This is a genomic window from Lysinibacillus sp. AR18-8, assembly GCF_001705465.1.
GTDB lineage: Bacteria > Bacillota > Bacilli > Bacillales_A > Planococcaceae > Lysinibacillus > Lysinibacillus capsici.
The window spans coordinates 86,392-112,228 of the sequence record NZ_MDGU01000052.1 but is presented as its reverse complement, the minus strand read 5'-3'; the positions used below and the strand labels follow the sequence as shown (position 1 = coordinate 112,228).

Below are 25,837 nucleotides of genomic sequence, written 5' to 3'. Positions count from 1 at the left end.
AAGGCTTTGTGCTTTATTTTTCGTATACTACAAACCAATCGTTGTTTTCTTCAAACATAGACGTGCCAAGGAAACCTTGTTTTAAAAGTTGCTGTTGCGCAGTTGTGTCTCCCATCGATATCACTTGTTTTTCAGTAAAATTCGGGGACATCTCTTGTCGTAAGTCTTTATAAAAAATATAACGAAGCTTATCTACATATTTAATTTTTAATCCTTTAATAACGAGGTCTTGCGAGAATTTATCCTTTAAGCTCGGAATATTATATGGCTTTACAGTGGAGCAAACATAATCGTATTTTTCTAAATCGATATTTTCCATCACTACTGTAGCTAATGTTTTCTGTAATCCGTAACCTCGATATTTTGGTGAAACATTCGATATTTCCTGATATAAAACACGTTGAAATTCGTTTTCTGCAATCCCACAATCATAGCCAAGGTGTTCTTCATCAATTGGCGGGTTTAACAGTGCACGAAAGGCGATTAATTCTTCCCCTACATAAGCACCTATCATCATTCCATGACCATTTAAAATATACTCAAATTCCTCTGTGCTTAAGGGTTGTAGGATACTTTGGTCTGCTAAAGCTTCATAAACCTCAACTTGTAGCTCTTCAATTTGTTGTAAATGTTGGAGTGTTAATTTTATAACAAAAAACGGTGTCTCACCAAGCATACCATCATAGATAATTTCCATATTACGCCTCCTTAGGCTGTGACAACAGTTGAAAACTTACATAATTCCTTGATTACAGCTTCATCTACATCTACACCTAATCCCGGTTTTTCATTTAAGCAAATAAATGGTACATCATAATGTAAGTTCCCAACATCCTTTGAGAATTTTAATGGACCCGTTAGTTCTACACTCGTCATAATCTTCTTAGAAAATGCTACATGGAAGCCTGCAGCAGAACCAACTGACGACTCTACCATGGAACCAACTTGACATTCAATTCCTGCCATTTCCGCCATAACAGCAAGCTTCATAGCAGGATAGATGCCACCACACTTCATTAATTTAATATTTACTTTATCTGCTGCACGCTTGGCTATAATTTCACGCATTTCACGTACGCCTCGTAGTCCTTCATCAATCATTAATGTCACATCAGACTTTGATTTAATTTCCACCATTCCATCAATGTCTTCGCTATCGACAGGTTGCTCTAGCCAATCGATATTTAAATCTTTCATAGCACGTAAACCTTGTAAAGTAGTGGCTGCATTACCCCAACCTTGATTTACATCCACTCGAATAGCAATGTCTTCGCCTACTCGCTCACGTACCGCTTTTATACGGGCTACATCACGAAGTACCTCTGTACCTACCTTCATTTTAAAAGAGCGATAGCCCATTTCTACTCGATTAGCTGCCTCTTCTGCCATTGCTTCAGGTGTTCCAATGCTTAGTACATGTGTAATTGGGAATTTTTCATGATAACGTCCACCTAAAAGTTGGTATACAGGCACCCCTAAGGCTTTTCCAGCAATATCGAAGCAAGCAATATCGATCGCTGCTTTTGCTGCTGGTACATCTTTCACAACTTTATTCATTTTATCGTGTAGTTTTTCAAAGGCCATTGGACTTTCCCCAATAATAGCTGGGACAAGCTGATGTTTTAGTACAGCATATGTACTTTCCCATGATTCACCTGTTACATGTTCATCAGGAACAGCTTCACCATACCCTACCACACCTGTATCGGTAGTTACTTTTAAAATAATGGAAGGCATTGTATCATATGTAGCATAACTAATGATGAATGGATCAATTAGCGGTAAATGTATAGCAAAAATTTCTACTTGTTTAATTTTCATCGTAATCAGTCTCCTCTGTCGTTAAAGTTGTCGCTAATACGTCGCTAAATGTTTAAAAAAATAGAAAAGGAGTGATGTCCATGTCTACCAAAATAGCGATTATATGTTCAAAAGCATTTATGAAACGTATTATTAGTATCGCACAAAACATAACCGATATTCAATTAGAATTTTATCTTTACAGCCACCCCTCTGAAGCGCCTACTTTAATGAAGCAAATAAAACCGTGTGATGCAATATTATTCGGAGGAACGTTACCTTATCTACACACTCAATCATTACTTTCAGAAGTTCCAATACCTTGGAATTATATTAAGCAAGATGAAACAACCATTTCTACAACATTATTATCATTAGTAGCCAAACATGCTGTAGCTATCGACAGGATATCCATTGATGTAATGAATCCTGCATTCGTTGATAATGTTTTAGCAGAAATAGAATTTCATGGTCAAAAGCCACATGTTCAGCATATTTCGATTACTGAGCCAACTGAGAATATTTTAAAACGCCATATCGCCCTGTGGAATTCAAAAAGTATTGATTTTGTCATTACCAGTATTCATAGTGTATTTGATGAATTACAAGCACTTCAAATACCGTCAATGCGTATGTTAGATGCTACCAAATCTATTATTCAATGCCTTGAAGAAACAAAATCAAAATCACTATTAACCAAGTCAGAAGCTTTCAAGGCTGTAGTGGGTCTCTTAGAAATCCCTAAAAATACTTCCATTGAATCAACTGTTTTAAGTCAAATTGCGAAAGCTACCTTTTCAACTTTTAAGCAAATTTCAACGCATTCCTTTGAGCTATACACAACTGCTGGACATCTTCAAAATGCTCTCGAAAAGGAAAACTTAGAGCAGCTCATACAGCAAGTTGAACAACCTTTTAAGCTAGCATTTGGCTATGGCTATTCCATTTTGGAGGCCACACAAAATGCTCAGCATGCTTTAACGTTTACTAAACCTTTTGAGATTTATATTCTTGATGAACATAAAAACTTATTAGGGCCTTTCCCTAATACAGAAGGTAAAATTTCTTTAAAAACCGATGATCCTTATGTTTTACAAATGGCTAAGCTTACAAGTTTAAGTCCATTAAATATTTCTAAAATAATCAATTTCAGTAACGAACGACAGTCAGCTCAATTTACATCTCAAAATCTTTCTGAATACCTCCAAGTAACACGACGTACTACAGAGCGTATTATTAAAAAATTAGTTGATAATGGCTATGTAAATATTGTTGGTGAAGAAATGACCCATCAACAAGGACGTCCTCGTAAAATTTATCAATTGAATTTTGCAACTTACTAAACTGCCTCATAAAAGAATTCTCGTAGATACACATGAATCTACGAGAATTTTTATTTTAGTCAACCATTACCAAATTATCCGTATTTTCAGCTTCTTGCGCCTTTTTACGCTTCTCAGCTTCTGCTATTTCTTCTGGCGTTAATTTAACAATAGCAAATCCAATATATCCATAGATAATAGAAATAATCGGTACAGTAAAGTTAAGAATTGCATATGGTGCATATTCCATTGCACTTACACCTAAAGTAGCTAAAATAAACACACCACAAGTATTCCAAGGGAAGAAAACAGATGTTAATGTTCCCCCATCCTCTAATGCACGAGAGAGGTTTTTAGAATGTAAACCACGTTGTTGATAGACACCCGCGAACATACGTGAAGGAACAACAATTGAGATATATTGCTCAGAACATGTTGCGTTGGTTGTTACACAAGCTGCAATCGTTGAAGCAATAAGACTTCCAGTAGATTTAGCAAACTTCACAATTACATTCATCAATGCCTTTAACATTCCTGAATACTCTAAAATACCACCAAATGTCATCGCTACAATCGTCATTGAAACCGTATTCATCATCGAGTCTAGACCACCACGGTTAAATAAATCATCCACCATGTGATTACCTGTTGAGATTTCAAAGCCTGCCTGTAATGCTTGTACAGCACTTGCAGCTGAACCACCTTGTACAAAAATCTGTAGTAAGAAACCTGAAACAATCCCTATAATTAAAGCTGGAATTGCTGGTACTTTCTTAGCTACTAATACAATAACCCCCACAGGAACAAGTAATAGTAAAGGAGAAATAACGAAGCTTTCTTCCATCACTTTTAAAGTTGTTAATATTTCTTCAGATTGCATTGAAACTTCTGCAAATTTTCTACCCATGAATCCAAAAACAACAAGTGAAATAATCAACGCTGGAATCGTTGTATAAAGCATATGCTTAATATGTGCAAACAGATCTGTACCAGTTAATCCTGCTGCTAGATTTGTTGTATCTGATAATGGTGACATCTTATCTCCAAAGTATGAACCCGAAATAACAGCACCAGCAATCATAGCCGCTGGAATACCCATACTTAAACCAATACCCATACCCGCGACACCAATTGTAGCCATTGTAGACCATGAACTACCAATAGCTAATGACACAATTGAACATAACAACATGATTGTCACAAGGAACCACGCTGGAGAAATTAACTTTAGACCGTAGAAAATCATTGTTGCTACGACACCGCCGCCAATCCATGCCCCAATTGTCAAACCTACTAAAATAATAATAACAATGGCAGGTAATGCCAGACGTATCCCTTTATACATCATCTCTTCAATTTCTGCCCATTTATATCCATGCATTTTGGCAACAATTGCTGCTACAGTTGTGCCAACAAGAAGAGGTACGTGAGGACTTTGCTCTAAAACAACTACTGTAATCAACATAGTAATAATCATAATTGCAAAAGTTAGTAGTGCCCAGCCCGCATTAATATCCTTTTTCATTTTTCCATCCCCTTTTTTTGCACCAAATCCCTTTTCGGTTTTTTCAAGACGCAAATAATTTTTTACGTTTTTTAGCTTAATATTCAAAAAATTAAAAGTCAACGCAAAAATTTTATGCTTCCCTAGCAAATCCCTTTATTTTAGCGTAATAAAACGCTTTCAAGTAGCAATAAAAAACAATGCAAACCCTTGAATATCCATGCATCATTAAAAATGTTCATGCAAAAAAGCTATATGAAAAAAAAGTTACATTTTTTCATATAGCTTTTAATATTTTTTTATTCAGGCTTTTTTTCTAATACACATGCAAGTACTTTCGCAGCATCAATTAAGGCACTACGATCAAATGTCATTTTAGGGTGGTGTAATCCTGGTGTTAAATTTGCACCAATTCCAATCATTGCCGCTTTTAATTCTGGCTTTTTAACTGTATAGAAATGGAAATCATCACTACCTGGTGTAGTTATTTCATCTGCTAAATGCCCTTCTCCCAAAGCCTCAATGATGGCATTCTTTGCCATGTTCGCAGCAGTTGGGGAAACTTCAGCACCTGGTGTGAAATCTATCCACTTCCAACTCATATCAACTTCAAATTGTTGCTGTATTGATTTCAGGCCAGATTCAATTTTACTGCGCAACAATTCAAGTTGTTGATTATGCTGTGCGCGAACATCCATTGAGAAACTAGCATTACCTGGAATAATATTTGTACTACCACCATCCGCAATGATTTTTGTTAACTTAGCAGAATGTGGTTCAAATGGTGATAAATGAATGCTGTGTAGCATTTGTTGCACGGCCATAATAACATCAATGGCATTTTTACCTTGATGTGGTCTAGCACCATGTGCATCTATACCTTGAATAGATCCCTCTAAAAAATAAGCAGCGCCATGATGAATCGCAGGCGAAACTTTGCCAAGTGGTAATTCTTCTATTGGTCTTAAATGAACACCAAATAAATGTGATACTCCATCAACCGCGCCTCTATCAAACGTTGCACATGCGCCATTTCCTAGTTCTTCAGCAGGTTGGAAGATGAAACGAATACGATGTTGTAAGGTGCGATCTTTCAGTAGTAATAATGCACCAAGAACCATGGAGATATTCGCATCATGTCCACACGAATGATTTGCTTGCCACTTCCCATCAACTTCCTGCCATAAGGCATCAATATCAGCACGTACTGCAACAATTTCATTACCAGTCCCAATTTCAGCTATTAATCCTGGTATATCACCTAATAAACGATAACTAACATGCAATTCATCCAGTATGGAAGCAATTTTTTTAGTAGTCTCAAACTCTTTCCAACTTACTTCGGGATATTGATGAAAATGATCAAACCATTGATAAATCGTTTCTTCTACTGTTAAAGCTTTCGACATAACTACACCTCTATACGCATTTTTGTTTCCCATTATACATGAATTTTTTTCAGAAAAGTACATATGTCTTCAGACCTAATACACTTATTTTAATCTTATATTACATTCATATGCACTGGAAAAGCCATTTATCAATAGAGGTATAATATACAATGGGCTATGCTAAAAGTTAGTATACTTTCAACATAGCCCATCAAATTTTCATTATAAACTTGTAAAAAACCCTTCTGGATACTCTTCATACTGAATATTCACCATTTGCTCCTCATTTTTCTCTTCTTCTTCACGTAAATCGAATTCTTGATCCATTAAATACGTTTCAAACTTTGAATTTAACAACTTCCCCATTGTACCACTCCTTATTAATTGAATTTTCTGATAAAAGGATTATACAATAGATTTTTAGTAAATTGCAATAAATTATATACATTATGCATTATAACTATAAAACCTATCTCAAAATCAGATTAAAAATATCATTGATTCTTATGATTACTAAAAAATTTTACCTTTAAAAAACAAAAAGCTGCTCATTAACATCTGTACTAATATTTAGCCAGTTATTAATTGAGCAGATTTATATGCAAGTCAAGTATTTAAGATACTGAAGCTCCCATTTTGTCCTTCGTATTATCGTGATGATTTCCTTTTTTATGGGACAAAAATTGGATCACAAACATGACAATAAATATTCCTAAACCAGTCCAATCCGAGAATTTTTCAGGATAGATAAGTAATAGCCCCGCAGCAATCATAATAATTCTTTCATACCAGAAAAGTTTACGATACCAGTAGCCGATCACCCCTGCACCAATCGCCACCATTCCCGTGATAGCAGTAAATACTACCCATAAAATTTGCGGAATGGTTGTATCAATCATTAATAATGCTGGGGAGAAAACAATCATATACGGTATAATAAATGCCGCAATCGCAAGTTTTGCTGAATTTACACCCGTTTTGATAGGGTCACCACCAGAAATACCTGATGCCGCAAACGCAGCCAGGGCTACAGGTGGTGTAATATCTGCAATAATACCAAAATAGAACACAAAGAAATGAGCAGATAGTAATACAACTACTGGCACTAATTCTTGTGGTGTATTTGGAGAAAGTAATGCCACTATTGCTGGTGCAGCAATTGTCGATGTTATCACATAGTTAGCTGTTGTTGGTGCACCCATCCCAAGAATAAGCGATGCAATCATGACAAAAATAAGTGTCAAAATAATACTCCCACCAGCTAAAGCTACTAAGCTATTTGCTAAACTTAAACCTAGTCCTGTTTTTACAACGACACCCACAATAATCCCAGCACAAGCAGTAGCTGCAACGACACCTAATGCAGTTCGAGCACCTTCCACCAACGCATCAATCACATCTTTTGGTTTAAGACGCGTTTCTTTATTAAACATAGCCACACCAATCGAAATAATAATTCCATATAATGCCGCATGCATAACTGCTGTACCCGTTAGCATTAATATGATAATCGCCACAATCGGTAAGAGAAGGTAAATCTTCTTAAATACCTCTTGACGATTTGGCATTTGATCGTCTCGCAGACCTTTTAGACCAACTCTTTTTGCTTCGAAATGTGTCATAATCCAAATACCTGTAAAATATAAAAGAGCAGGAATAGCTGCCGCTTTTGCTATATCCCAATACGTAATCCCTCGACCAATAAATTCAACCATTAGGAAGGCAGCAGCACCCATAATCGGTGGCATAAGTTGACCACCTGTCGACGCAGCTGCTTCCACTGCACCAGCAAACTCTTTTCGATAGCCTAGTTTTTTCATCATTGGAATTGTATAAGAGCCGGACGTTACTACGTTAGCTACAGAGCTCCCAGAAATTGTACCTTGAAGTGCACTTGAGAATACAGCTACCTTCGCAGGACCGCCAATTAATTTTCCAGCTAGTGCAACTGCTAGATCGTTAAAATACTGGCCAACCCCTGTTTTCACAAGAAATGCCCCGAATAGTAAAAATACAAAAATAAATGTGGCTGATACACTAATTGGCGTGCCGAATATCCCATCAGTTGTAAAGTACATGAGGTTGACGATACTCTCCAAATCCTGTCCTCTATGTGCCATAAATGCCGGGAAATACGGGCCATAGTAAGCGTAAATCAAGAAAGCGATTGCAATAATTGTAATAGGCAACCCTACAGCACGTCGAGCAGCCTCAAGTACTAGTACAACAGCTATTAGCCCAACAATAAAGTCTACCTGCGTAATGGAGCCATTGCGATTCACAAGTTCTGTATAGTTCATAGACCAATATGAACCTACTGCAATAGCTAGTAATGCTAAAATATAATCAAACCAGGCTATTTTATGCTTAGGTGCTTTTTTTCTTGCTGGGAATAATAAGAAAATTAATGTTAAACCAAAGCCTAAGTGGATGGTACGTTGAATTTGAGCAGGAAATTGCCCAAAAATAGCTGTGTAAAGTTGGAATAGCGAAAATGCTAAAAGGCCAAAGAAAATAACATGCTTCATTACACCTGAGATTGTTCTTACATTGGATTCTATATCATATTTTTCAAGTATGGCTTGTTGCTCTTCAGCAGAGATTTGCTCAAATTCTTCTACTTTTTCTTCTTTCCCTAATTTTTCCTGTGTTGTCATTTCATCCTTACTCCTTTCCACTGTTCGTAAAGTGACAATCGCTTAATTTCAAATAAATAGGATTTACCCCTCTGTAAATCTTTTTTTAAATCATATTCTTCATCTGCATAATTGAATACCAGATCTAAATCTAAATCACCTATATAGATCGTAAAATTATCAAGTATGGCACTATTGTTAAATTGGAGAACATATTTACCGTTCCGTTGAATAAGTGTTTGATGTTCCTCTGCATAGCTTGGCATGCCAATAGCTAAGTCTTCATATTCCATTTCAAGCATTTCAATACGATTACCTTTTATATATTGATAGGATTCCAATACATCTGACTTATGTATGGAGTGGGTGTATCTTACTTGAAAGGTTTGCTCAACTGAAATGGGTATGTAGTGCACTTTAGGATTGGCTATACGCGTCTCTGTAAAGGTGAACACCTTTTGAAGAGGAAGAAATATGACAATACATATACAGATACTTAAAAGAACTGTTATGATGAATTTTCTCTGTTGCATTCGACCTATTCCCCCACTTTAAAAGCTATTCGCCTAAACCTATATCCTACAGTAAGAAAGAGACTCGAAGCTTTATGCAACGAGCCCCTTCGTATTTTTTAGAAAGTTTCAAGCACTATTCACACTATTTCTTTTCATTAAAGTATTTTTGTGCACCTGGATGAATGTCAATACTAATACCATCTAAACCTGTTTCTGCTTTTATGAATTCCCCTTTTGCATGGGAAATTTTACCCGTGTTATCATAAATAGCTTTTGTCATTGAATAAACAACATCTTCCGGAAGATCCTTTTTCACCGCTAGCATAGCTAGAACTGAAACTGTCTCCACATCGTTTGCAATACCATAAGTACCAGCTTTTACTGTGTCTTTTGCATAGTAAGGGTATTTAGCAATTATTTCATCTGCTTTACCCGCATCTAAACCGATAATATTCACTTTCGTTGTAGCAATTTAATGCTTCAACAGCACCTGTTGGCGTACCTGCTGTAATAAATGCTGCATCAATTTGACCTGATTGAAGACCATCTGTTGATTCACCAAAATCAAGGTTTTGTGCCTTGATATCATCCATCGTTAAGCCATTGATTTCAAGTAATTGTTCAGCATTTGCGTAAGTACCCGAGCCTGGAGCACCCACTGATACTTTTTTACCTTTTAAATCTGCATACGTTTTAATACCCGAAGCTTCAGTTGTAACGAGTTGAACTGTTTCTGGATAAAGCGCACCTAAAGCTGAAATTGTATCAATTTTATTGCCATCAAACATCAGCTTACCTTCAGTAGCATAATAAGCAATATCTGTTTGAACAAATGCAATTTCACCTTTTCCTTCTTGTAAAGCAGTCATATTGGCAGCAGATGCCTGAGATACTTCAGCAGTTGTTTTAATGCCTGTATCAGTAGTTATTAAATCAGCGAATGTACCTCCAAGAGCATAGTAAGTACCTTGTGTGCCACCTGTTAGTAAACTTAAAAACTTAGGTTTTTCAGTTGATTCGGAGTCATCTCCAGTGTCCTTCGAACCACTTCCACTATCTGATCCACATGCAGCTAAAATCATAAGCGCAAGGATACTTAATAGCATTAATAAATTAAATTGTTTCTTCCTCATAGTAACCTTCCCCCTTTGGTTATTTTTAAGAATCTATTTAAAATTATCAAACTTAGTATAATAATGTAAATTAATTTATAGTAAATTCAGACTTTTATAATTATACAAAACCACTTTAAATCCATTAATTTACATTACTATAGCTTTATTTAATTACCCCTTTTATATTTGAAATAAACTCCTAATTTACTTTTCTAAAAAAATTAACTAAACATTCTAACTGTATAAATAATGAATAGAATATAAAAAAACTGCATCTGAAATAAACAGATACAGTCATGCATTTTATTCTATTGAATGGCTCCACAAGCTATTCTAGCTCCTGAATTACCAGCAGGATCTGTTTTATAATCATCCGCTGATTTATGAATGACAATAGCACTTCCATCACTGTCTAATAGCGAATTTGGTTGATCTTTTTGTAAAGTTAACCCCTCAGCTAAAAAGTTAAGATCCACATTGCCATCTTCACCAATTTCCAAATTTGGTAAGTCCCCTAAATGATAGCCATTAGGATTTAATTTACCATGTTCCTTGTTTGTTGGATTAAAGTGGGCACCAGCTGATTCAAATTTAGGTGGTTCACACTTTCCTACTTCATGAATATGGATACCATGTGTGCCTGGTGGTAAGCCTGTTAATGCGAGCGTCATCATAACCCCATTATCTTCCTCTTGAAGATATGCATTGCCATAGCTTTCATTATTTGCACCAATTACTTTTGCAGTAGCTGTTAAAGGGGTAGATGCATTGACAGCTACTTTCTCCTCTTTCTTATCAAAAAAACTGCAACCCGCAACAAAAATTAGTAAAGAAAGACTCATTAAGCTTATTTTTTTCATAAAAATACCTCCTCTCTTTCTGATGATTTCCAATTTCTTCAGTACTTATGCACAATTAATCATTTACGATTCTATAATGGCTCCTATTTCATTTGAGCTTGACTAGGAAACTCAACCAAAATAAAAGGGATTTCTCAAAGTTCGAGAAACCCCTTCAATAATTAATTTAAGATTTTTACCGTTACTGTTTTGACACCCCACTGAAGTGCTTGTCCTTCAGTAGGAATAAATACATCGATTTTATTTCCTTTAATAGCTCCCCCTGTATCAGCAGCAATTGCTTCACCATAACCTTCCACCCAAACCTTCGTACCGAGTGGAATAACCCGTGGATCTACAGCGATTACCTTTAAATTAGGATTCGACCTTATATCTGTTCCATTTGCTGTAATTCCTGAACAGCCTTCACAATAGGCTGTATAGGCAGTAGCACGCATTGTTAATGTTTTACCAGAGACAGTTGCTGGAGCACTTGCTGGTTTTGTTTTGGCTGGTACAGCAGGCTTAGTAGCTGTTGCAATCCCCTCGGAAGTTTTTGGTTTTGGTTTTGCAGCTGAAGCTTTAATAGCTATCGATTCACCAGCTAAAATCAAATCTGACGCAAGGTGATTCCATTTCTTCAAATCATCTACAGTTACATTATTAATACGAGCTATTGAAAATAAAGTATCCCCACCTTTGATGACATATTCATCCCCCGATGGTTCTTCTGCTTTTGACGTGTCTTTCACTAAGTCTTGCTCTGGGTAAAACCATAATGAATCCTTTTCATTTAATTGCTGGAACTCACCTACTGTTAAATTATAAATTTGCGGGAGTGCCCATAGTATATTGCCTGGCGATTTGTCCTTAGCAAAGGAAGGACTAGCATAGAGACTCACACCAAATGTCAATACTACCGCTAAAGCTAATGCTCTTTTCTTCATGTTTAGTAATACCTCCATCATTTTATTATTTGTTGCAAATCTGTTGCTAGCACACTAGAGTTAAAAGCTCTATTATGTAAGCAACCATAAGTTTGCAAATTAATAACTCAGGACTAGCTGCCTGATATTAGGAATTATTACTATAAAAACGGAAAAATATACAATTTCAATTAATTTTTTAGTAATTTAATCAATTTATTGCGTATAAACTATAATTTAGTAGGTCTGTTTAGGACTTTTTTATATTAGATATTTGCTATATTTAGCCGATAAAAAAAGAAAAGGAGGGAATAAAAATGGAAGTTAATTCACTTATGTCATCCCAGCTGATGGAACTCCAACAAACAGTACAGATGAGTGTCATGCAAAATGCTCTTAATTTAAACACAACTACTGCAATTGAATTACTGAAAGAACTACCTCAGCAACAAACAGCTCCTACTCACCCATATAAAGGATCCATAATAGATATCTCAATCTGATCATACAGCCATATTTATCGAAAGGAGGTTCCTTATGTGATTCGGGTAATTATCGTGGACGATGAGCCATTAGCTCTGGTGAGTATGAAAAAACATTTAAATGAATTTGATAACATAGAGGTCATTCGAACTTTTACTACTGCAAAGGATGTATTGAAAGAAGGACCTACCTTAGACTTTCAAGTAGCATTTTTAGACGTTGAAATGCCAGGTATGAGCGGATTAGAAGTAGCACAACTGTTAAAAACATGGGATAAAAATATCTGTATCATTTTTGTAACTGCCTATCGAGACTATGCTGTTCAGGCATTTGATGTACAATCACTTGATTATTTATTAAAGCCAGTTTCAAAATCTCGTTTAGAGATAACCATTAACAGAATACAAAAGCTATTCCAAAAAAATCTATCATCGGAGAAAACTCGAACGCATCAAAAGCCTATGCTTCAAATCAGATGCTTTGGAGAGTTTGTCGTTTCTTTTGATGAAAAAGTAATTCATTGGAGAACAATTAAAAGCAAAGAATTGTTTGCCTTTCTATTTTTACAGCTTCATATGCCCGTACCTCGTGATAACATTTTAGATTCACTTTGGAGTGATACGGATGTAAAAAAAGCCAGAGTACAATTGCATACTACTGTCTCCTACTTACGTACAACACTTTCATCTTATGGCTACACGGATGTCATTGAATATGCAAATGGCTGCTATATTTTGAAACTAAACGATTTTCAATGTGATGCCTTTGATTTGGAGGATATCTTAAATACCAAAGCTGAAACAGGACGATTAAATATTGAAAAAGCTGAGGAACTCATCCAAAATTACCATGGTGAATTTATGGCAACAATGGACTATGCATGGACTACTAGTAAAGCAAATTTGATGAATAAACAATTTAGTCAACTACTTGATGAATTGATACTTTATTACTCTAAAAATCAGAACCTTAAAAACAGAGAGCGTTCATTGTTATTTGCTTTAGAGTTTAATCCGTATTCCGACAAAATCGTGCAACAATTAATCCAACATTATACTGAAATTGGAAATCGCGCAGAAGCTATAAAAATATACCATTCTTTTAATAGCCTTCTATTAACAGAATTAAATGTGTCACCATCTCAGGAAACCACAGAACTTTTTCAAAACGTCTTACATGCACATGAAAAAGAGCATGAAAACAAGCGTTTACCCCTAAGGACATGAAAAAACATGCTAGCGTCCAGTGCTAGCATGCTTATATAGTTTAATTATTTAACAATCATTTGTCTCATATTACTTACAATACACAAACAGTTTCTTCCAGATTTTTTAGCCTTATACAAAGCATGATCTGCAATTTCTATCAGTTGATTGGGACTTTGGACATTTGGTGTAAAAGCCGTAATTCCAGCAGACATTGTCACAGGTCTTCCACACACAGTTTCTTGTAAAGCTTGTTTAATTCGGAGACTTTCCGCTAATTGGACTGCATCCTCTATATTCATCGAAGGTAAGATGACCATAAATTCTTCGCCGCCAAATCTAAAGCATAACCCCTGCTCCCCGACACTGCTCTGCATAGTAATCGCAAAGGCTTTTAAAACTTCATCTCCTACAGTATGACCATATGTATCATTTATACTTTTAAAATCATCTAGATCTATTAAGATAATGGCATGAGGAACCTTATCAATAATTAATTTGTGTAAAATTTGATCCATTCTTCTGCGATTAAGAATCCCTGTTAATGAATCTAAGTTCAACTGCTCTGTTAAGTCATGGATTTTACTTTCCGAACAGATCATCATATTTTGAATATTCTTTTTCAATAATTTTACCTCATCATACCAATCAGCAATTTCCTCAATCCCTTGTGCTCCTTCATCTACTTCAATTCTTTTCGATAGCTCTTTGAGAGGCTGTGTAATTTTAATAGCAAACCAAATAGCAAATCCCATTATAGTCGCTATAACTATTATGATTGGGCCTAGGACTTTTTTAAAAAACAAATTGAAGGACACTATTCTTTCATCAAGTAAAGTATCAACCATTTGTTGCGTATACAGCTTTAATGAATGGTCATCTGTCTTAGCATCTTGTAAATAGCTTTCAGTAATTGTCGAGACTTCCATTACATAAGTTTCTTGTATATTTGTTTTATGTTCCTTCAAAATTTCATTGAAATTACGATAGCTACTCCAAATACTAATACTAGATGTTATGAGGACAGCAATAGTTGTCATACTAATAATAAGAAACGATAACTTTAACTTGAATTTACCCACAATAGATCATTTCTCCCATTGAGATGTTTTTTCGTTAATCTTATCTATGTTTAAATTTTGATATACTTATTCAATCATCATACGTCAAACCTCTTAAAGAAAACTTAAACACTAATTATTTTTTCCTCCTTCAATTTAAAAGGAAAAAATCGATAGTACTACTAACTCCAAATTGTTCTATTTATATAGGCTTAAAGCATTCTTTTATTATCCATTATATTTTCTTTTTTCCAATTTCGTGGCATGGTAGATAGAGATTATTAGGAGGGAAAAATTGCTGTGTTGAGAAAAGCTTCTACCCAACATCTACTTATTATAATTGCCATTTTTATAGTCCTTACTTTTCTAAGGTTATTATGGTTAAACTATTTCCTCCCCTCTACACATCAACCTAGTGCCAAAGATGGTGTGGTCCACATAAACAATTTGACTACATCGGAAGAAGAAGTTATTTCCTTGGATGGAGGATGGATCTATTATCCTGGACAATTTGTGAATTCTGAAAATAAGGGGGGTAACAAAGAGAGTCATAGCAATACGTATAATACCCAAAATATTCCTGCGCCAAAAGATGAGCGAACGACTCAACCCTATGGCACTTATCAGTTAAAAATTCTGCTACCAAACAATTTAGATAATGATCGATATGCCATTCGTATACCTGCTATCTCAACTGCATCAACCTTATATATAAATGGAAAGCTAGTAGGAAAATCAGGCAAAGTAGCAGATAATGCAGAAGACCATGAAGGTCAAGCTGCACCTTATACTGTTTATTTTACTAATACACAATCTGAAATTAATCTCATACTTCATGTATCTAATTTTGATACACCTACAAGTCCTATTATTAATAAAAGGATTTTATTTGGCACTGCGTCAGCGATGACGCATCATCAATTAATTGTAGGGCTATCTCTTTCAACTATTGTAGTTATGCTAATCATATTCTCTCTTTTTAGCATACTTGTATATTTGTTCATCTATCGAAAATCTATCGTTTTACTTTTCACATTTGGCTTTCTTTTGCCTTTAGCAGATGAATTAATTACGTTTGATCGCTCCCTACTGGATTGGTTGCATCTGAATTATGTATGGTCATATAAGCTTTCTTCTATTATTTTTCTAGGAGCCTCCTTTTTCTTTGTTCAGTTTATGAGAGTCCTCTTAGTCAAATATCACAACACTAAAACATTTCAATGGATTTTTGCTTGTTATGTTTTAAGTGCAATACTCACGATTGTTTTACCAATGACATGGCTGATACCTACGAAGAATATTTTCTTCGTACTTTATCTAGTATCCTTTCTTTACGTAGTGGTACTGGCTCTTAGAGAGTATTTAGAAAACCAAAAAAGGAGCTCTGCTTTTATTGCACTAACAGCTATCGGCACCACAAATGGTATTATATGGGGTTTCATTAAATCTGTTTACGTATTCGATATTCCCGTTTATCCATTCGATTATTTATTTATCATGCTTGGTTTTTCTAGCTATTGGTTCAAACGTTTTCATGAGAACTCTCAGCAAATTCAAAACTTAGTGACTAAACTACAACACGAGGATGCTTTAAAAGATGAATTCCTTACAAGTAATGCAGAAAAACTTTGGAGTCCAATGAATAGGATGATTACCCTAGGTCAATCCATTTATGACAACCCACAGAACAAACTTGTTACTGAAGATGAAAAAAATCTTAAACACCTTATCGATATAGGTAGAAGTATGTCCTTTACGTTAAACAACATACTTGATTTTACTCGTTTAAAAGAAGGAGATTTACATCTCCATACACAAAGTGTAAATCTTCAAGGTGCTGTTTATGGAGTTTTCGATATCCTCCGCTTTATTGCAAATGGTAAACAAATACATATGGTATCTTTAGTACCTCCAAGTTTCCCAAATGTATTAGCCGACGAAAATCGCCTTATTCAAATCCTATTTAACATTTTGCATAATGCCCTAAAGTATACAGGTGAAGGCTCTATAGAAATTATTGCTCGTGAAGAACAGCATATGGCTATTATCCACATTCGTGATACTGGACAAGGCATGGACAATTTTGTACAAAGTCTTTTGTATTCGCCCTATGAACAGGGCCAAGAATATGATGAAGGCATTGGTATTGGCCTACTTATTTCAAAAAAACTGATTGAATTACATGGAGGTACGTTAAATATACAATCTATTCCTAACAAAGGATCGAATGTTTATTTTACATTACCTCTTGCAGATGAAAGTAGACAAAAGGAATACGCAACCTTTAATGCACAAGCTAAAACTCAGCTATCCACAAATGAACAAGAGTTATCCATGGTGTCAGATAAGCATTTCAGGATCTTAATGATTGATGATGACCCTATGAATTTAGCAACGATGAAAAGTATATTTTCGATCTCTGAATACGAAATTACTACTGTTACAACCAGTGAGAAAGCTCTAGCTCTGATTCAGCAAGAATCATGGGATTTAGTAATTGTTGATGCAATGCTTCCGTATATTTCAGGCTATGCTGTAATTCAAAAAATACGAAAACAATACTCATTGCTGGAATTACCTATCTTATTATTGACGATAAGAAAGCACCCTGAAGATGTTTATACAGGCTTTGCCTATGGTGCTAATGATTATGTAACAAAACCTATTAATGCATTAGAGCTAAAAGTAAGAAGTCGAGCTTTAATTGATTTAAAATATAGTATTCAACAACGTCTACATTTAGAAAGTGCTTGGCTGCAATCTCAAATCCAACCACACTTCTTATTTAATACACTTAATACCATTGCCTCACTTAGTACTATTGATACAGATAGAATGATCGATTTAATGCATCACTTTGGTGAATATTTACATGCCAGCTTCGATGTCAGAAATCTTCAAAGAGTAGTACCACTACAGCATGAGCTCGATTTAGTTCGTTCGTATCTTTACATTAAACAGCAGCGATTTGGAGAATTAATTCAGATTGAATGGGATATTGATGAAACGATACAAATTGAAATTCCTCCAATTTCTTTACAAACGTTAGTTGAAAATGCCATTCGACACGGTATATTAAAGAAAGAAGAAGGCGGTACTGTTTGTATTCGTATTAAAGATTTCACAACTTATGTATCCATTAGCGTAATAGATGATGGTGTGGGAATTAGCCCCACTCTATTAGAGGAATTGCAAGAAGATTACAAAGGGACAAGCTCTGGTATAGGAATAAGAAATACAAATCTACGACTTAAAAGAATTTATGGCCAACAATTACAAATTCAAAGTACTATAAACCAAGGTACAAATGTTACTTTCCATATACCTAAAGATTAAAAATTGGAGTCATTACAACGCCATTTTTGTAGTGACTCTTTTCTCAAGTTTTCCAATTACATATAGATTTTTCGAAATGAGGGTACAGTATACATATAGAATAAAGGAAGGATCGATAGGTATGTACAAAATATACATAATAGAAGACGATGCAAATATAGCTTCACTGATTGTCGAGCATTTAGCTAAGTATCAGTTTGAATGCTTTACTGTACAACAATTTCCACACATTATTGAAGAATTTAATACTATACAACCACACCTGGTCATTATGGATATCAATCTCCCGACTTACGATGGCTATTTTTGGTCACGGAAAATCCGTCAACTCTCAACATGTCCCATCATCATTGTCTCTGCCAGAGTAAATGATATTGATCAAGTATATGGAATTGAAAATGGTGCCGATGATTTTATCACAAAGCCCTTTTCATTGGATGTCCTCATGGCAAAAGTAAATGGACTACTTCGGCGTACCTATGGTGAATATGCTTTAACCGAGACAACAACCATAACTATAGCCAATACTACATTAAATCCAGATACAGTTCGTCTTCAAACAAAAGCCAAAGAGAGCCTGTTAACGCTAAAAGAAATGCAGCTTAGTAAGTTATTATTCGAAGCTTACCCTAATGTAGTACCGCGTCAAAAGCTTTTAAGTGCTATTTGGGATGATGAAACCTTTGTTGAGGAAAATACTTTGTCTGTGAATATTGGTCGATTACGTAGAAAATTGGAAGCCGTACACTCTAAACTTGAGATTAAAACGATCCGTGGTCTTGGATATCAATTAGTGGAGGAAAGTGAATGAAGCTATTCTTTCGAGATCATCTTAGTATCATTATTCTCTATAGCATAAGCTTCCTCCTATTACCTTGGATAATTCATGTATTAGATGACCTATCCTCACACTATGCCTACTTTATTTTTCTTGTCAGCTTTCTATTTATTCTGTGGCTGCTTGGTCGTTATTATCGAAGAAGAAAGTTTTATCATCATTTAAAAAAAAATATCAACACACAGGATGATCTTCATTTATTTGAACCACGTGCAGCTATTGAGCAATACTATAGTGAAAAACTAAGGCAAATACAGTATTTATTTTTAACCCAACAGCAAAGATTGGAAGAACAAGCACATGAGAAGCAACTAGTTCTATCACATTTTGCACATCAAATGAAGACACCTTTATCTGTTATTCAATTAATCGTTCAAGCTACACCCAACAAGACCACTGACGAATTGCAGCAATGGTATACCATCAATAAAGAGTGCAATAAATTGACATTTACCCTCAATCAGTTATTAACGTATGAGCGCACATCTCATTTAGTAGCTGATTTAAAAATTGAACCTATTATTTTAAAAGGACTCGTGCAAGAAGTCATCAATGATTTGAAGGATTTCTTTATCATAAGAGAAGTTTTTCCAAAGCTGACGTTCGCTGAAGACCAAATCATTTATTCAGATCGAAAGTGGTTAAAAATTGTACTTTATCAAGTATTAAATAACGCCATTAAATATAGTGAAATGGCAAGCACCATTCATATCCATTATGACAACACGGCTTTGCACATAAAAAATCTTGGTGAGACGATCCCTACTAGTGAAATAGCACGAGTCTTTGATTTATTTTATACAGGTATGAAGGGGCGAACGAGTGGTGAAGCAACAGGTATAGGCTTATATTTAGTGAAAAAGATTTTAACTACACTAGAGCACCCCTTCACTTTACAATCTTCTGAGCATGTCACTACTTTTTCCATTAATTTTTCAAATAGTCTTAAAAAATGAAGATGACAAAGTTGTCATCTTCACGTCATCAAGAGAAATAGGTTATGTGCCGCTCCTTTTCTATACTAAAGTTATCTAATGAGCATAAAGGAGTTGTTTTAATTTGGGTAACACAATACTACAAGTAACCAATTTGCACAAGGAATACATCGGTGAGATCACCTATAAAGCGTTAAACGGTATCGATTTTCAGCTACAGCAACAGGAATTTGTAGCTGTCATGGGACCTTCAGGTAGTGGGAAAACAACATTTTTAAATAGTGTATCCACTATTGATCGTCCTACCGCTGGCGATATCTTCATAAACAATCATAATCCTTACGCATTAAATGATGAGGAGCTCGCCAAATTTAGACGCTCTGAACTAGGTTTTGTATTTCAGGATTTTAATCTTGTGCATACATTAACAGTGAAAGAAAATATTTTATTGCCATTAACATTAGATAGCATACCTGCTTCAAAAATGCTTCAACGTTTAAAGGATGTCGCTCAATTTCTTGGTATCGAGGAACTATTGTCGAAACGTATTTATGAAATTTCAGGTGGACAAAAACAACGAGTAGCTATCGCTCGTGCCGTTATACATGGGCCAAGTTTATTGTTAGCAGACGAGCCTACTGGAAACTTGGATTCAAAGGCTGTCAATGATGTCATGAACTTATTTTCCTCAATTAATCAAGAGCTTGATACGGCTATTCTCATGGTGACACATGATCCTTATGTAGCAAGCTTTGCCAATCGCATTATTTTTATTAAAGATGGGAAATTATATAACGAAATACATCGAGGCAACAACCGTAAGCATTTTTATCAGGAAATTATGGACACGCTTGCTTTTCTAGGTGGTGGACAGCATGAGCTTTAATCATATTGTGATTCAAAATATTTTACGTGACAAATGGACGTATGTTTCTTACTTCTTGAGTAGTATGTTTTCTATTATTATTTTCTTTCTATTTTCTGTTATCGTCTTTCATCCAAATCTGAAAAGCCTAGATCCAAACTCTACACTTGGAATTTCTTTAATGCTAGCTAGTATGCTCGTTTATTTATTCTCTTTTATTTACATTACCTATTCAATCACAGCATTTTTACGTAAGAAGACCAAGACCTTAGGAATATTTATGATTACTGGGGCTTCCATGAAGCAGATTCGTAAGCTGGTCTTCCGTGAAAATCTGTTGATTGGCATTTTAGCTATTCTGGCGGCTATCGTTCTCGGCCTTGTTATTACACCTCTTTTCTTAATGGGTGCAAAAGTCATTTTAAAGGCAGAAACATTTGGTATGTACATCCCTCTTCAAGCAATCAGCATAACCATAGGATTATTTCTGATTTTATTTGTTGTAATATCGACAGTTGTTACGAGGTTCATTAATAAAGAAGCGTCTATCCAACTTTTAAAAAGCGATACAGTTATCGAGAAATCTATTAAGCCTCATTATGGGTTACTAATACTAAGTATTTTGATGTCTGCCACTTTAGCTTACTTGCTAAAAATCGAGCATTCCATTGTAGACACTTTAAGTGTCCTTTATTATCTGTTATTTTTTATTAGCATTCTTAGTACGATTTATTTAGTTATTACACAAGGATTTCGTTTGTTTTTAAAAATATATGAAAAGTCTCCTGCCTATCTTCAAAAAACAAATATGCTTTTGGCGTCCAATTTAAATGCAAAAATGAAATCACATGCAAATATGCTGTTTCTAATTACTATCCTATTAAGCGGTGTCTTTCTATGTACAAGTATTTTATTTAGCTCTTATTACAATGTAAAAAAGGCTAGTGAAGAAAATTATCCATATAGCTTTCAATATATTGCTGATCCAAAAGCTGATGACAACATGGTAAAGGCTGATCTTGATTATCTTGAAGATACTTTATCAACTGTTCAAGCTCACAAGTATTTTATTGAATTTAAATCAAACGAAGATCAACGCATTGGCTATATGGCGTTATCGGATTATAACCTGATCCAGCATCAGGACAACAAACTAAGTAAAGATGAATTTATTGCCGTCGCTGGCAGTCGAGATGTAGCGCCTACAACAAACAATGCCAGCGATCTGTATATAAAATCTTTCAAACTAGCCAGCACCCATGAGCAAAATCTGCTATCTACTGGCTTCCAACAAAGTTATTTCATTGTACCTGATGACTTTTACAAAACCATTGACTACCCTATTTATAAAACGTATATCTATGAACTGGAAGATTGGACAGCCCACACAGATTTGGCAAAAATTATTACCAGTGACTTACTCTCTTTACCTGGAGAACGTTATGTAACATCCAAAATTGATTTATATAACACAGAGATGTTTGTTAAAAGCGTCATGTTCTTTATCGGCTCCATGTTAAGTCTAATTTTCTTAAGTGCAGCCATGAGTATATTGTACTTCTATTTACAAACAACATTACAACGAGAGAAGGAAAAGTATATTGGTATACGTAAGTTAGGACTTTCTAGAAATGAATTAGCTACCATTATCACTAAAGAATTGGCGATTCTTATTTTTGTACCATTCACCATAGCTATTACACTCTTGCTAATTACACTTTTTGCTATACAAACAATGGTTTCTACAGCATTTTTACAAGTTTCCATAGCTAGCTCTTGTTGTTTCTTTGTGCTTTTCCTCATTAGCTATGTATTAATTCGAAAAAGTTATTTTAAACGCTTAGTAAGCTAAAAAAATCGCACTCCTTAAGGGGTGCGATTTTTTCATAGTGTTGAAAAACAAACCAATTAATAGAATCTTTATGAAAAGCTTTTAACAAAGTTTTTCAAATAAAGTGAAGGTGTTAACTACTCATCTTAGTGAGGAGTGTCGTCACTCATCTCTTCTCCTCATTGAAAATAAAAGCCATAATTCAAATAATGGGCTATTTGATCGCTACTGCTGCTAAGGAAAAAACACTTCTGTAGAATGGTTGATTGGAGAGGAACCAGCGTCACTCCTAGGGGATTTAGCGTCGCAGATGAGACCTTGGAGCGAACGTAAGTGAGTGAAGCGGCTCATCGGACGCCCCCTGGAAAGGACACTGGCGGAACGCAAATCAACCTCAGCCTTGTGAAAAGGTCTTTTTCTGCAGATGACATTATCTTTTTTACCAAAGAACGGGCTTTGCTACCATCAGCCATAGCATAATAAGCAATAATACTATATACATCCAGGTTTTACGATGCAACAGTGAAACAAATTGTAGATGATTAAATGCTGGTGTGTTAAAAGTACGCAACGTCGGTTTAAACGCCCTTGCTAGAAATACGATCGATGCAAACATCACGAGGAAGGTTAATACAATCCACGAGGTATTCAAATGATAGCCCGCATGCCACATTAACAAAATACCAGAGGCTACTAGTACATGCCCTGAATGTTTGACCAGCGTAATGGACCCCTTAAAGGCTTCTATATATGGTGGCATGTCATCCATGGAAGCTATGCGCATTTTTTTTACAATGGTTAGCACAACGAACAAAGGCCCAATCGAAAGAATAGCACTTAAAATATGTATATAAAGAAGAAGTGTATAAATGGAAAACATACTGTGTACTCCCCTTTTCATCAGTCCCCTTCATTATAGCATTCAAGCTGAATTTACTTTATCAGCAATTGTGAATCCTTTGTAAACACAGCCTGAATCATTGTTAAATTGTTTGAAAAACGTATAAAGAGGGTATTGTTTATAGTAACATGCACTTATAGAACAAAAAGGAGTGATTTTTATAGGTATTCACCAATTTTTTACAAGCCTTAATGATTTAGAGCGTATTATTCGTTGCCCAGGTCGCTTCAAATTTGAAGAGCACAACGTGGCAGCCCATTCTTGGAAAGTGTCACAATATGCGATGTTTTTCGCAACGTTAGAAGAAATGCACGGTGCAACAGTTGATTGGAAATCTTTATATGAAAAGACAATAAATCATGACTTTGCGGAAGTGTTTATTGGTGACATTAAGACACCAGTAAAACATGCTAGCCCAGAGTTAAAGCAAATGCTCGCACATGTGGAAGAAAAGATGATGGAAAAATTCATTATCAATGAAATCCCTCAAGAATTTCAGGCTATTTTCTTTGAACGGATGAAAGAAGGAAAGGATCAGACTTTAGAGGGTCGGCTACTTGAATTTGCGGATAAACTCGACCAGTTTTATGAGGCTTTCGCAGAATTAAAGCGTGGTAATACTGACAAAGAATTTGTCTATATGTATCAATCAGCCCTTTCAAAACTGTTGGCGATTCCACTTGAAGCGACCGTCCACTATTTCCGCACAGAAATTTTAAAGGATGCAGTAAAGGAAAAAACACATATCGATATTCAAGCATTAACAAATGAAGTATTAACATCAAACTAATAGGGTGCATGTACAAGTTTTCCGATTGAAAAATTCACGGAAGGCTTTTTTTATTTTCCCCAAAAAGTCGTATAATGAGGAGAGATTGAATGGAGGGAAAGTATTGTCACAGGAATGCTCAATTATAGAAGATTTAATACCTCTTTATAAAAAACAACTGCTTCAAGCATCAACAATAGAATTTGTCGAACAGCATCTAACAACTTGTCAGCAATGTCAGCAGCTTGTAGCCAATTCATCAACTCAGAACGCATACTTACCCATGAAAAGAACAGTATCCTTTTTTCATATCATATTTATTGTATTATCCTTTATGTTTGCCATTAACTCGTCCTTACTTGGCAATCAAAAGGGCTTTGTCATCTCATATGCTCTTTTCGGCTGTCTTTCTTACCTTTTCTATAAAAATATCTGGATTGTTTTTATCATAAGCTCTTTGCCTGTATTCGTTTGGGCTATCATTAATAATCTTAATAATGAGCTCTATATTACAATCTTTTCTTTAACTGAAATAGGGGCGCTTGTGATTGGAGCTGGCTACATCGCACTTTTACATACCATTTTCGCTTTAATTGGCGCAGCTTTTGCCATTCTATTACGTAGGGTTTTTCAATAAACAAAAAAGCACCTTTGAACTTTTTTACCAAAGTTGAGGTGCATTTTGTTTGTTAGGCCTTTTTCACAAATTCTGATTTTAATTTCATGGCACCAAAGCCATCAATTTTACAGTCGATATTATGATCGCCTTCCACTAGACGAATACTTTTTACCTTTGTCCCAATTTTTAAAGTGGAAGAACTGCCCTTCACCTTTAAATCCTTAATAACAGTAACTGAATCGCCGTCAGCTAACAGATTACCATTTGCATCTTTTACAATAAGTGCATCTGATTCCTGTTCAGTTGCGTCCATACTCCATTCATGCGCACATTCTGGACATACATAATTTGCTCCATCCTCATATGTATATTCTGAATGACATTTTGGACAATTTGGATAAGCTGCCATTTCTGCTTCCTCCTTTTACATTTTTACTAGGAAAATCCTCTTTATGCTCCTATCTTTACATAGTCGACCTTATTTAGCAAAGGTTGTTCGTATTTTCCGTTCGCATTTGTGAAAAAAATATGAAACATCAGCACCTTTTTGAAGGTAGTGCAAGATGTTTATAACGCTATTTGGAACACTTGCCCATTGACTAATTTGCCATTATCATCTTACTTGCATGTTTATCGATCATGCTTTATTATATCCATAAAGGCTGCATTGTTCGTATAATATTAAGTTTTAACCTTTAAGCTGTAAAAGGGAGTTTTATTATTGGAGTTGGAATGACGGGCCTCACACTACGGTGCATGAGGATAAGCAGGAAAACTTCTGCGAACACCCACTTTGAGGAGTGGTGGTTTAAAACTTTCTATAATAACTACGGCATACGCGGCTTTTTATACATGATTGATACAGCACCTTAGCTATTTAGGTTAAGGTGCTTTTTTATATTCAACCTATTCTCCTCTTCTCTTATTCAATCACTTCCTAACCATT

At 35.3% G+C, this 25,837-nt stretch carries 22 protein-coding genes, 1 other RNA gene and 1 pseudogene; 11 read left to right on the top strand and 13 right to left on the bottom strand.

Going from position 1 to position 25,837, the window contains the following annotated elements; translation table 11 throughout:
• Positions 1 to 13 precede the first annotated feature (13 nt).
• On the bottom strand, positions 14 to 697 hold the full coding sequence (locus BFM98_RS22305) for a hypothetical protein (protein WP_004229769.1): 684 nt from the start codon (positions 695 to 697) through the stop codon (positions 14 to 16).
• A gap of 11 nt (positions 698 to 708) precedes the next feature.
• The gene (locus BFM98_RS22300) at positions 709 to 1,821 is read right to left on the bottom strand and encodes a mandelate racemase/muconate lactonizing enzyme family protein (RefSeq protein ID WP_066038426.1); all 1,113 of its coding nucleotides are present in this window, start codon (positions 1,819 to 1,821) and stop codon (positions 709 to 711) included.
• 80 nt (positions 1,822 to 1,901) lie between these two features.
• Here BFM98_RS22300 and BFM98_RS22295 point away from each other — a divergent pair, with 80 nt between their 5' ends.
• Positions 1,902 to 3,143 carry a helix-turn-helix domain-containing protein gene (locus tag BFM98_RS22295; RefSeq protein WP_048393260.1) on the top strand — a complete coding sequence of 414 codons (1,242 nt, stop codon included), beginning with the start codon at positions 1,902 to 1,904 and terminating at the stop codon, positions 3,141 to 3,143.
• Positions 3,144 to 3,198: 55 nt separating this feature from the next.
• Here BFM98_RS22295 and nhaC read toward each other — a convergent pair whose 3' ends face one another.
• The 8 genes and pseudogenes from nhaC to BFM98_RS22260 all read right to left on the bottom strand — a co-directional run bounded on the left by nhaC (position 3,199) and on the right by BFM98_RS22260 (position 12,069).
• Positions 3,199 to 4,647: a Na+/H+ antiporter NhaC gene (nhaC, locus tag BFM98_RS22290; protein ID WP_048393453.1), complete on the bottom strand. Its 1,449-nt coding sequence runs from the start codon at positions 4,645 to 4,647 to the stop codon at positions 3,199 to 3,201.
• A gap of 278 nt (positions 4,648 to 4,925) precedes the next feature.
• Positions 4,926 to 6,035: an amidohydrolase gene (locus BFM98_RS22285; RefSeq protein WP_066038425.1), complete on the bottom strand. Its 1,110-nt coding sequence runs from the start codon at positions 6,033 to 6,035 to the stop codon at positions 4,926 to 4,928.
• Between the two features lie 204 nt (positions 6,036 to 6,239).
• Entirely contained in the window at positions 6,240 to 6,383 is a 144-nt protein-coding gene (locus tag BFM98_RS24085) for a hypothetical protein (protein ID WP_167444843.1), read from the bottom strand.
• Positions 6,384 to 6,631: 248 nt separating this feature from the next.
• Positions 6,632 to 8,674, bottom strand: a complete 2,043-nt coding sequence (locus tag BFM98_RS22280) for a TRAP transporter permease (RefSeq protein WP_066038424.1) — start codon at positions 8,672 to 8,674, stop codon at positions 6,632 to 6,634.
• The gene (locus BFM98_RS22275; RefSeq protein ID WP_066038423.1) at positions 8,671 to 9,186 is read right to left on the bottom strand and encodes a DUF1850 domain-containing protein; all 516 of its coding nucleotides are present in this window, start codon (positions 9,184 to 9,186) and stop codon (positions 8,671 to 8,673) included. The genes BFM98_RS22280 and BFM98_RS22275 overlap by 4 nt, the downstream gene beginning before the upstream one ends.
• A gap of 124 nt (positions 9,187 to 9,310) precedes the next feature.
• Positions 9,311 to 10,301, bottom strand: a pseudogene (locus BFM98_RS22270) (TAXI family TRAP transporter solute-binding subunit).
• A gap of 290 nt (positions 10,302 to 10,591) precedes the next feature.
• Positions 10,592 to 11,143, bottom strand: coding sequence for a superoxide dismutase family protein (locus BFM98_RS22265; RefSeq protein ID WP_066038422.1), 552 nt, complete (start codon positions 11,141 to 11,143; stop codon positions 10,592 to 10,594).
• Positions 11,144 to 11,304: 161 nt separating this feature from the next.
• Positions 11,305 to 12,069 (bottom strand): 3D domain-containing protein, encoded by a 765-nt coding sequence (locus BFM98_RS22260; protein ID WP_066038421.1) that lies wholly within the window; start codon positions 12,067 to 12,069, stop codon positions 11,305 to 11,307.
• A 296-nt stretch (positions 12,070 to 12,365) separates the two neighbouring features.
• Here BFM98_RS22260 and BFM98_RS22255 point away from each other — a divergent pair, with 296 nt between their 5' ends.
• Positions 12,366 to 12,551, top strand: coding sequence for a putative motility protein (locus BFM98_RS22255; protein ID WP_004229797.1), 186 nt, complete (start codon positions 12,366 to 12,368; stop codon positions 12,549 to 12,551).
• Between the two features lie 36 nt (positions 12,552 to 12,587).
• Positions 12,588 to 13,757, top strand: coding sequence for a response regulator (locus BFM98_RS22250; protein ID WP_066038420.1), 1,170 nt, complete (start codon positions 12,588 to 12,590; stop codon positions 13,755 to 13,757).
• A 44-nt stretch (positions 13,758 to 13,801) separates the two neighbouring features.
• Here the strand turns inward: BFM98_RS22250 and BFM98_RS22245 are convergent, their stop codons facing one another.
• Positions 13,802 to 14,818, bottom strand: a complete 1,017-nt coding sequence (locus BFM98_RS22245) for a GGDEF domain-containing protein (RefSeq protein WP_066038419.1) — start codon at positions 14,816 to 14,818, stop codon at positions 13,802 to 13,804.
• A gap of 426 nt (positions 14,819 to 15,244) precedes the next feature.
• Between BFM98_RS22245 and BFM98_RS22240 the strand changes: the two genes are divergently transcribed.
• From BFM98_RS22240 to BFM98_RS22220, 5 genes are all read left to right on the top strand, one after another.
• The gene (locus BFM98_RS22240; protein WP_175400801.1) at positions 15,245 to 18,133 is read left to right on the top strand and encodes a hybrid sensor histidine kinase/response regulator; all 2,889 of its coding nucleotides are present in this window, start codon (positions 15,245 to 15,247) and stop codon (positions 18,131 to 18,133) included.
• Positions 18,134 to 18,254: 121 nt separating this feature from the next.
• Positions 18,255 to 18,944, top strand: a complete 690-nt coding sequence (locus tag BFM98_RS22235; protein WP_066038418.1) for a response regulator transcription factor — start codon at positions 18,255 to 18,257, stop codon at positions 18,942 to 18,944.
• Positions 18,941 to 19,927: a sensor histidine kinase gene (locus tag BFM98_RS22230; protein ID WP_066038417.1), complete on the top strand. Its 987-nt coding sequence runs from the start codon at positions 18,941 to 18,943 to the stop codon at positions 19,925 to 19,927. Before BFM98_RS22235 ends, BFM98_RS22230 begins: the two co-directional genes overlap by 4 nt.
• A gap of 103 nt (positions 19,928 to 20,030) precedes the next feature.
• Complete coding sequence (locus BFM98_RS22225) at positions 20,031 to 20,792, top strand: ABC transporter ATP-binding protein (RefSeq protein ID WP_054549053.1); 762 nt, start codon at positions 20,031 to 20,033, stop codon at positions 20,790 to 20,792.
• Positions 20,782 to 22,623 carry an FtsX-like permease family protein gene (locus BFM98_RS22220; RefSeq protein WP_066038416.1) on the top strand — a complete coding sequence of 614 codons (1,842 nt, stop codon included), beginning with the start codon at positions 20,782 to 20,784 and terminating at the stop codon, positions 22,621 to 22,623. Before BFM98_RS22225 ends, BFM98_RS22220 begins: the two co-directional genes overlap by 11 nt.
• A gap of 418 nt (positions 22,624 to 23,041) precedes the next feature.
• On the opposite strand, the gene BFM98_RS22215 is transcribed toward BFM98_RS22220, so the two are convergent.
• A complete protein-coding gene (locus BFM98_RS22215) occupies positions 23,042 to 23,482 on the bottom strand; it encodes a hypothetical protein (protein WP_066038415.1) in 441 nt (146 codons plus the stop codon).
• 172 nt (positions 23,483 to 23,654) lie between these two features.
• On the opposite strand from BFM98_RS22215, the gene BFM98_RS22210 reads away from it, so the two are divergent.
• Both BFM98_RS22210 and BFM98_RS22205 read left to right on the top strand, forming a co-directional pair.
• Positions 23,655 to 24,293 (top strand): YfbR-like 5'-deoxynucleotidase, encoded by a 639-nt coding sequence (locus BFM98_RS22210; RefSeq protein ID WP_081010946.1) that lies wholly within the window; start codon positions 23,655 to 23,657, stop codon positions 24,291 to 24,293.
• Positions 24,294 to 24,396: 103 nt separating this feature from the next.
• Positions 24,397 to 24,909: a zf-HC2 domain-containing protein gene (locus tag BFM98_RS22205; protein WP_048393231.1), complete on the top strand. Its 513-nt coding sequence runs from the start codon at positions 24,397 to 24,399 to the stop codon at positions 24,907 to 24,909.
• Between the two features lie 52 nt (positions 24,910 to 24,961).
• Here BFM98_RS22205 and BFM98_RS22200 read toward each other — a convergent pair whose 3' ends face one another.
• On the bottom strand, positions 24,962 to 25,300 hold the full coding sequence (locus tag BFM98_RS22200; protein ID WP_048393229.1) for a zinc ribbon domain-containing protein YjdM: 339 nt from the start codon (positions 25,298 to 25,300) through the stop codon (positions 24,962 to 24,964).
• A 247-nt stretch (positions 25,301 to 25,547) separates the two neighbouring features.
• On the opposite strand from BFM98_RS22200, the gene ssrS reads away from it, so the two are divergent.
• A non-coding RNA gene (gene ssrS / locus BFM98_RS22195) (6S RNA) lies at positions 25,548 to 25,740 on the top strand.
• The last annotated feature ends 97 nt before the right edge of the window (positions 25,741 to 25,837 follow it).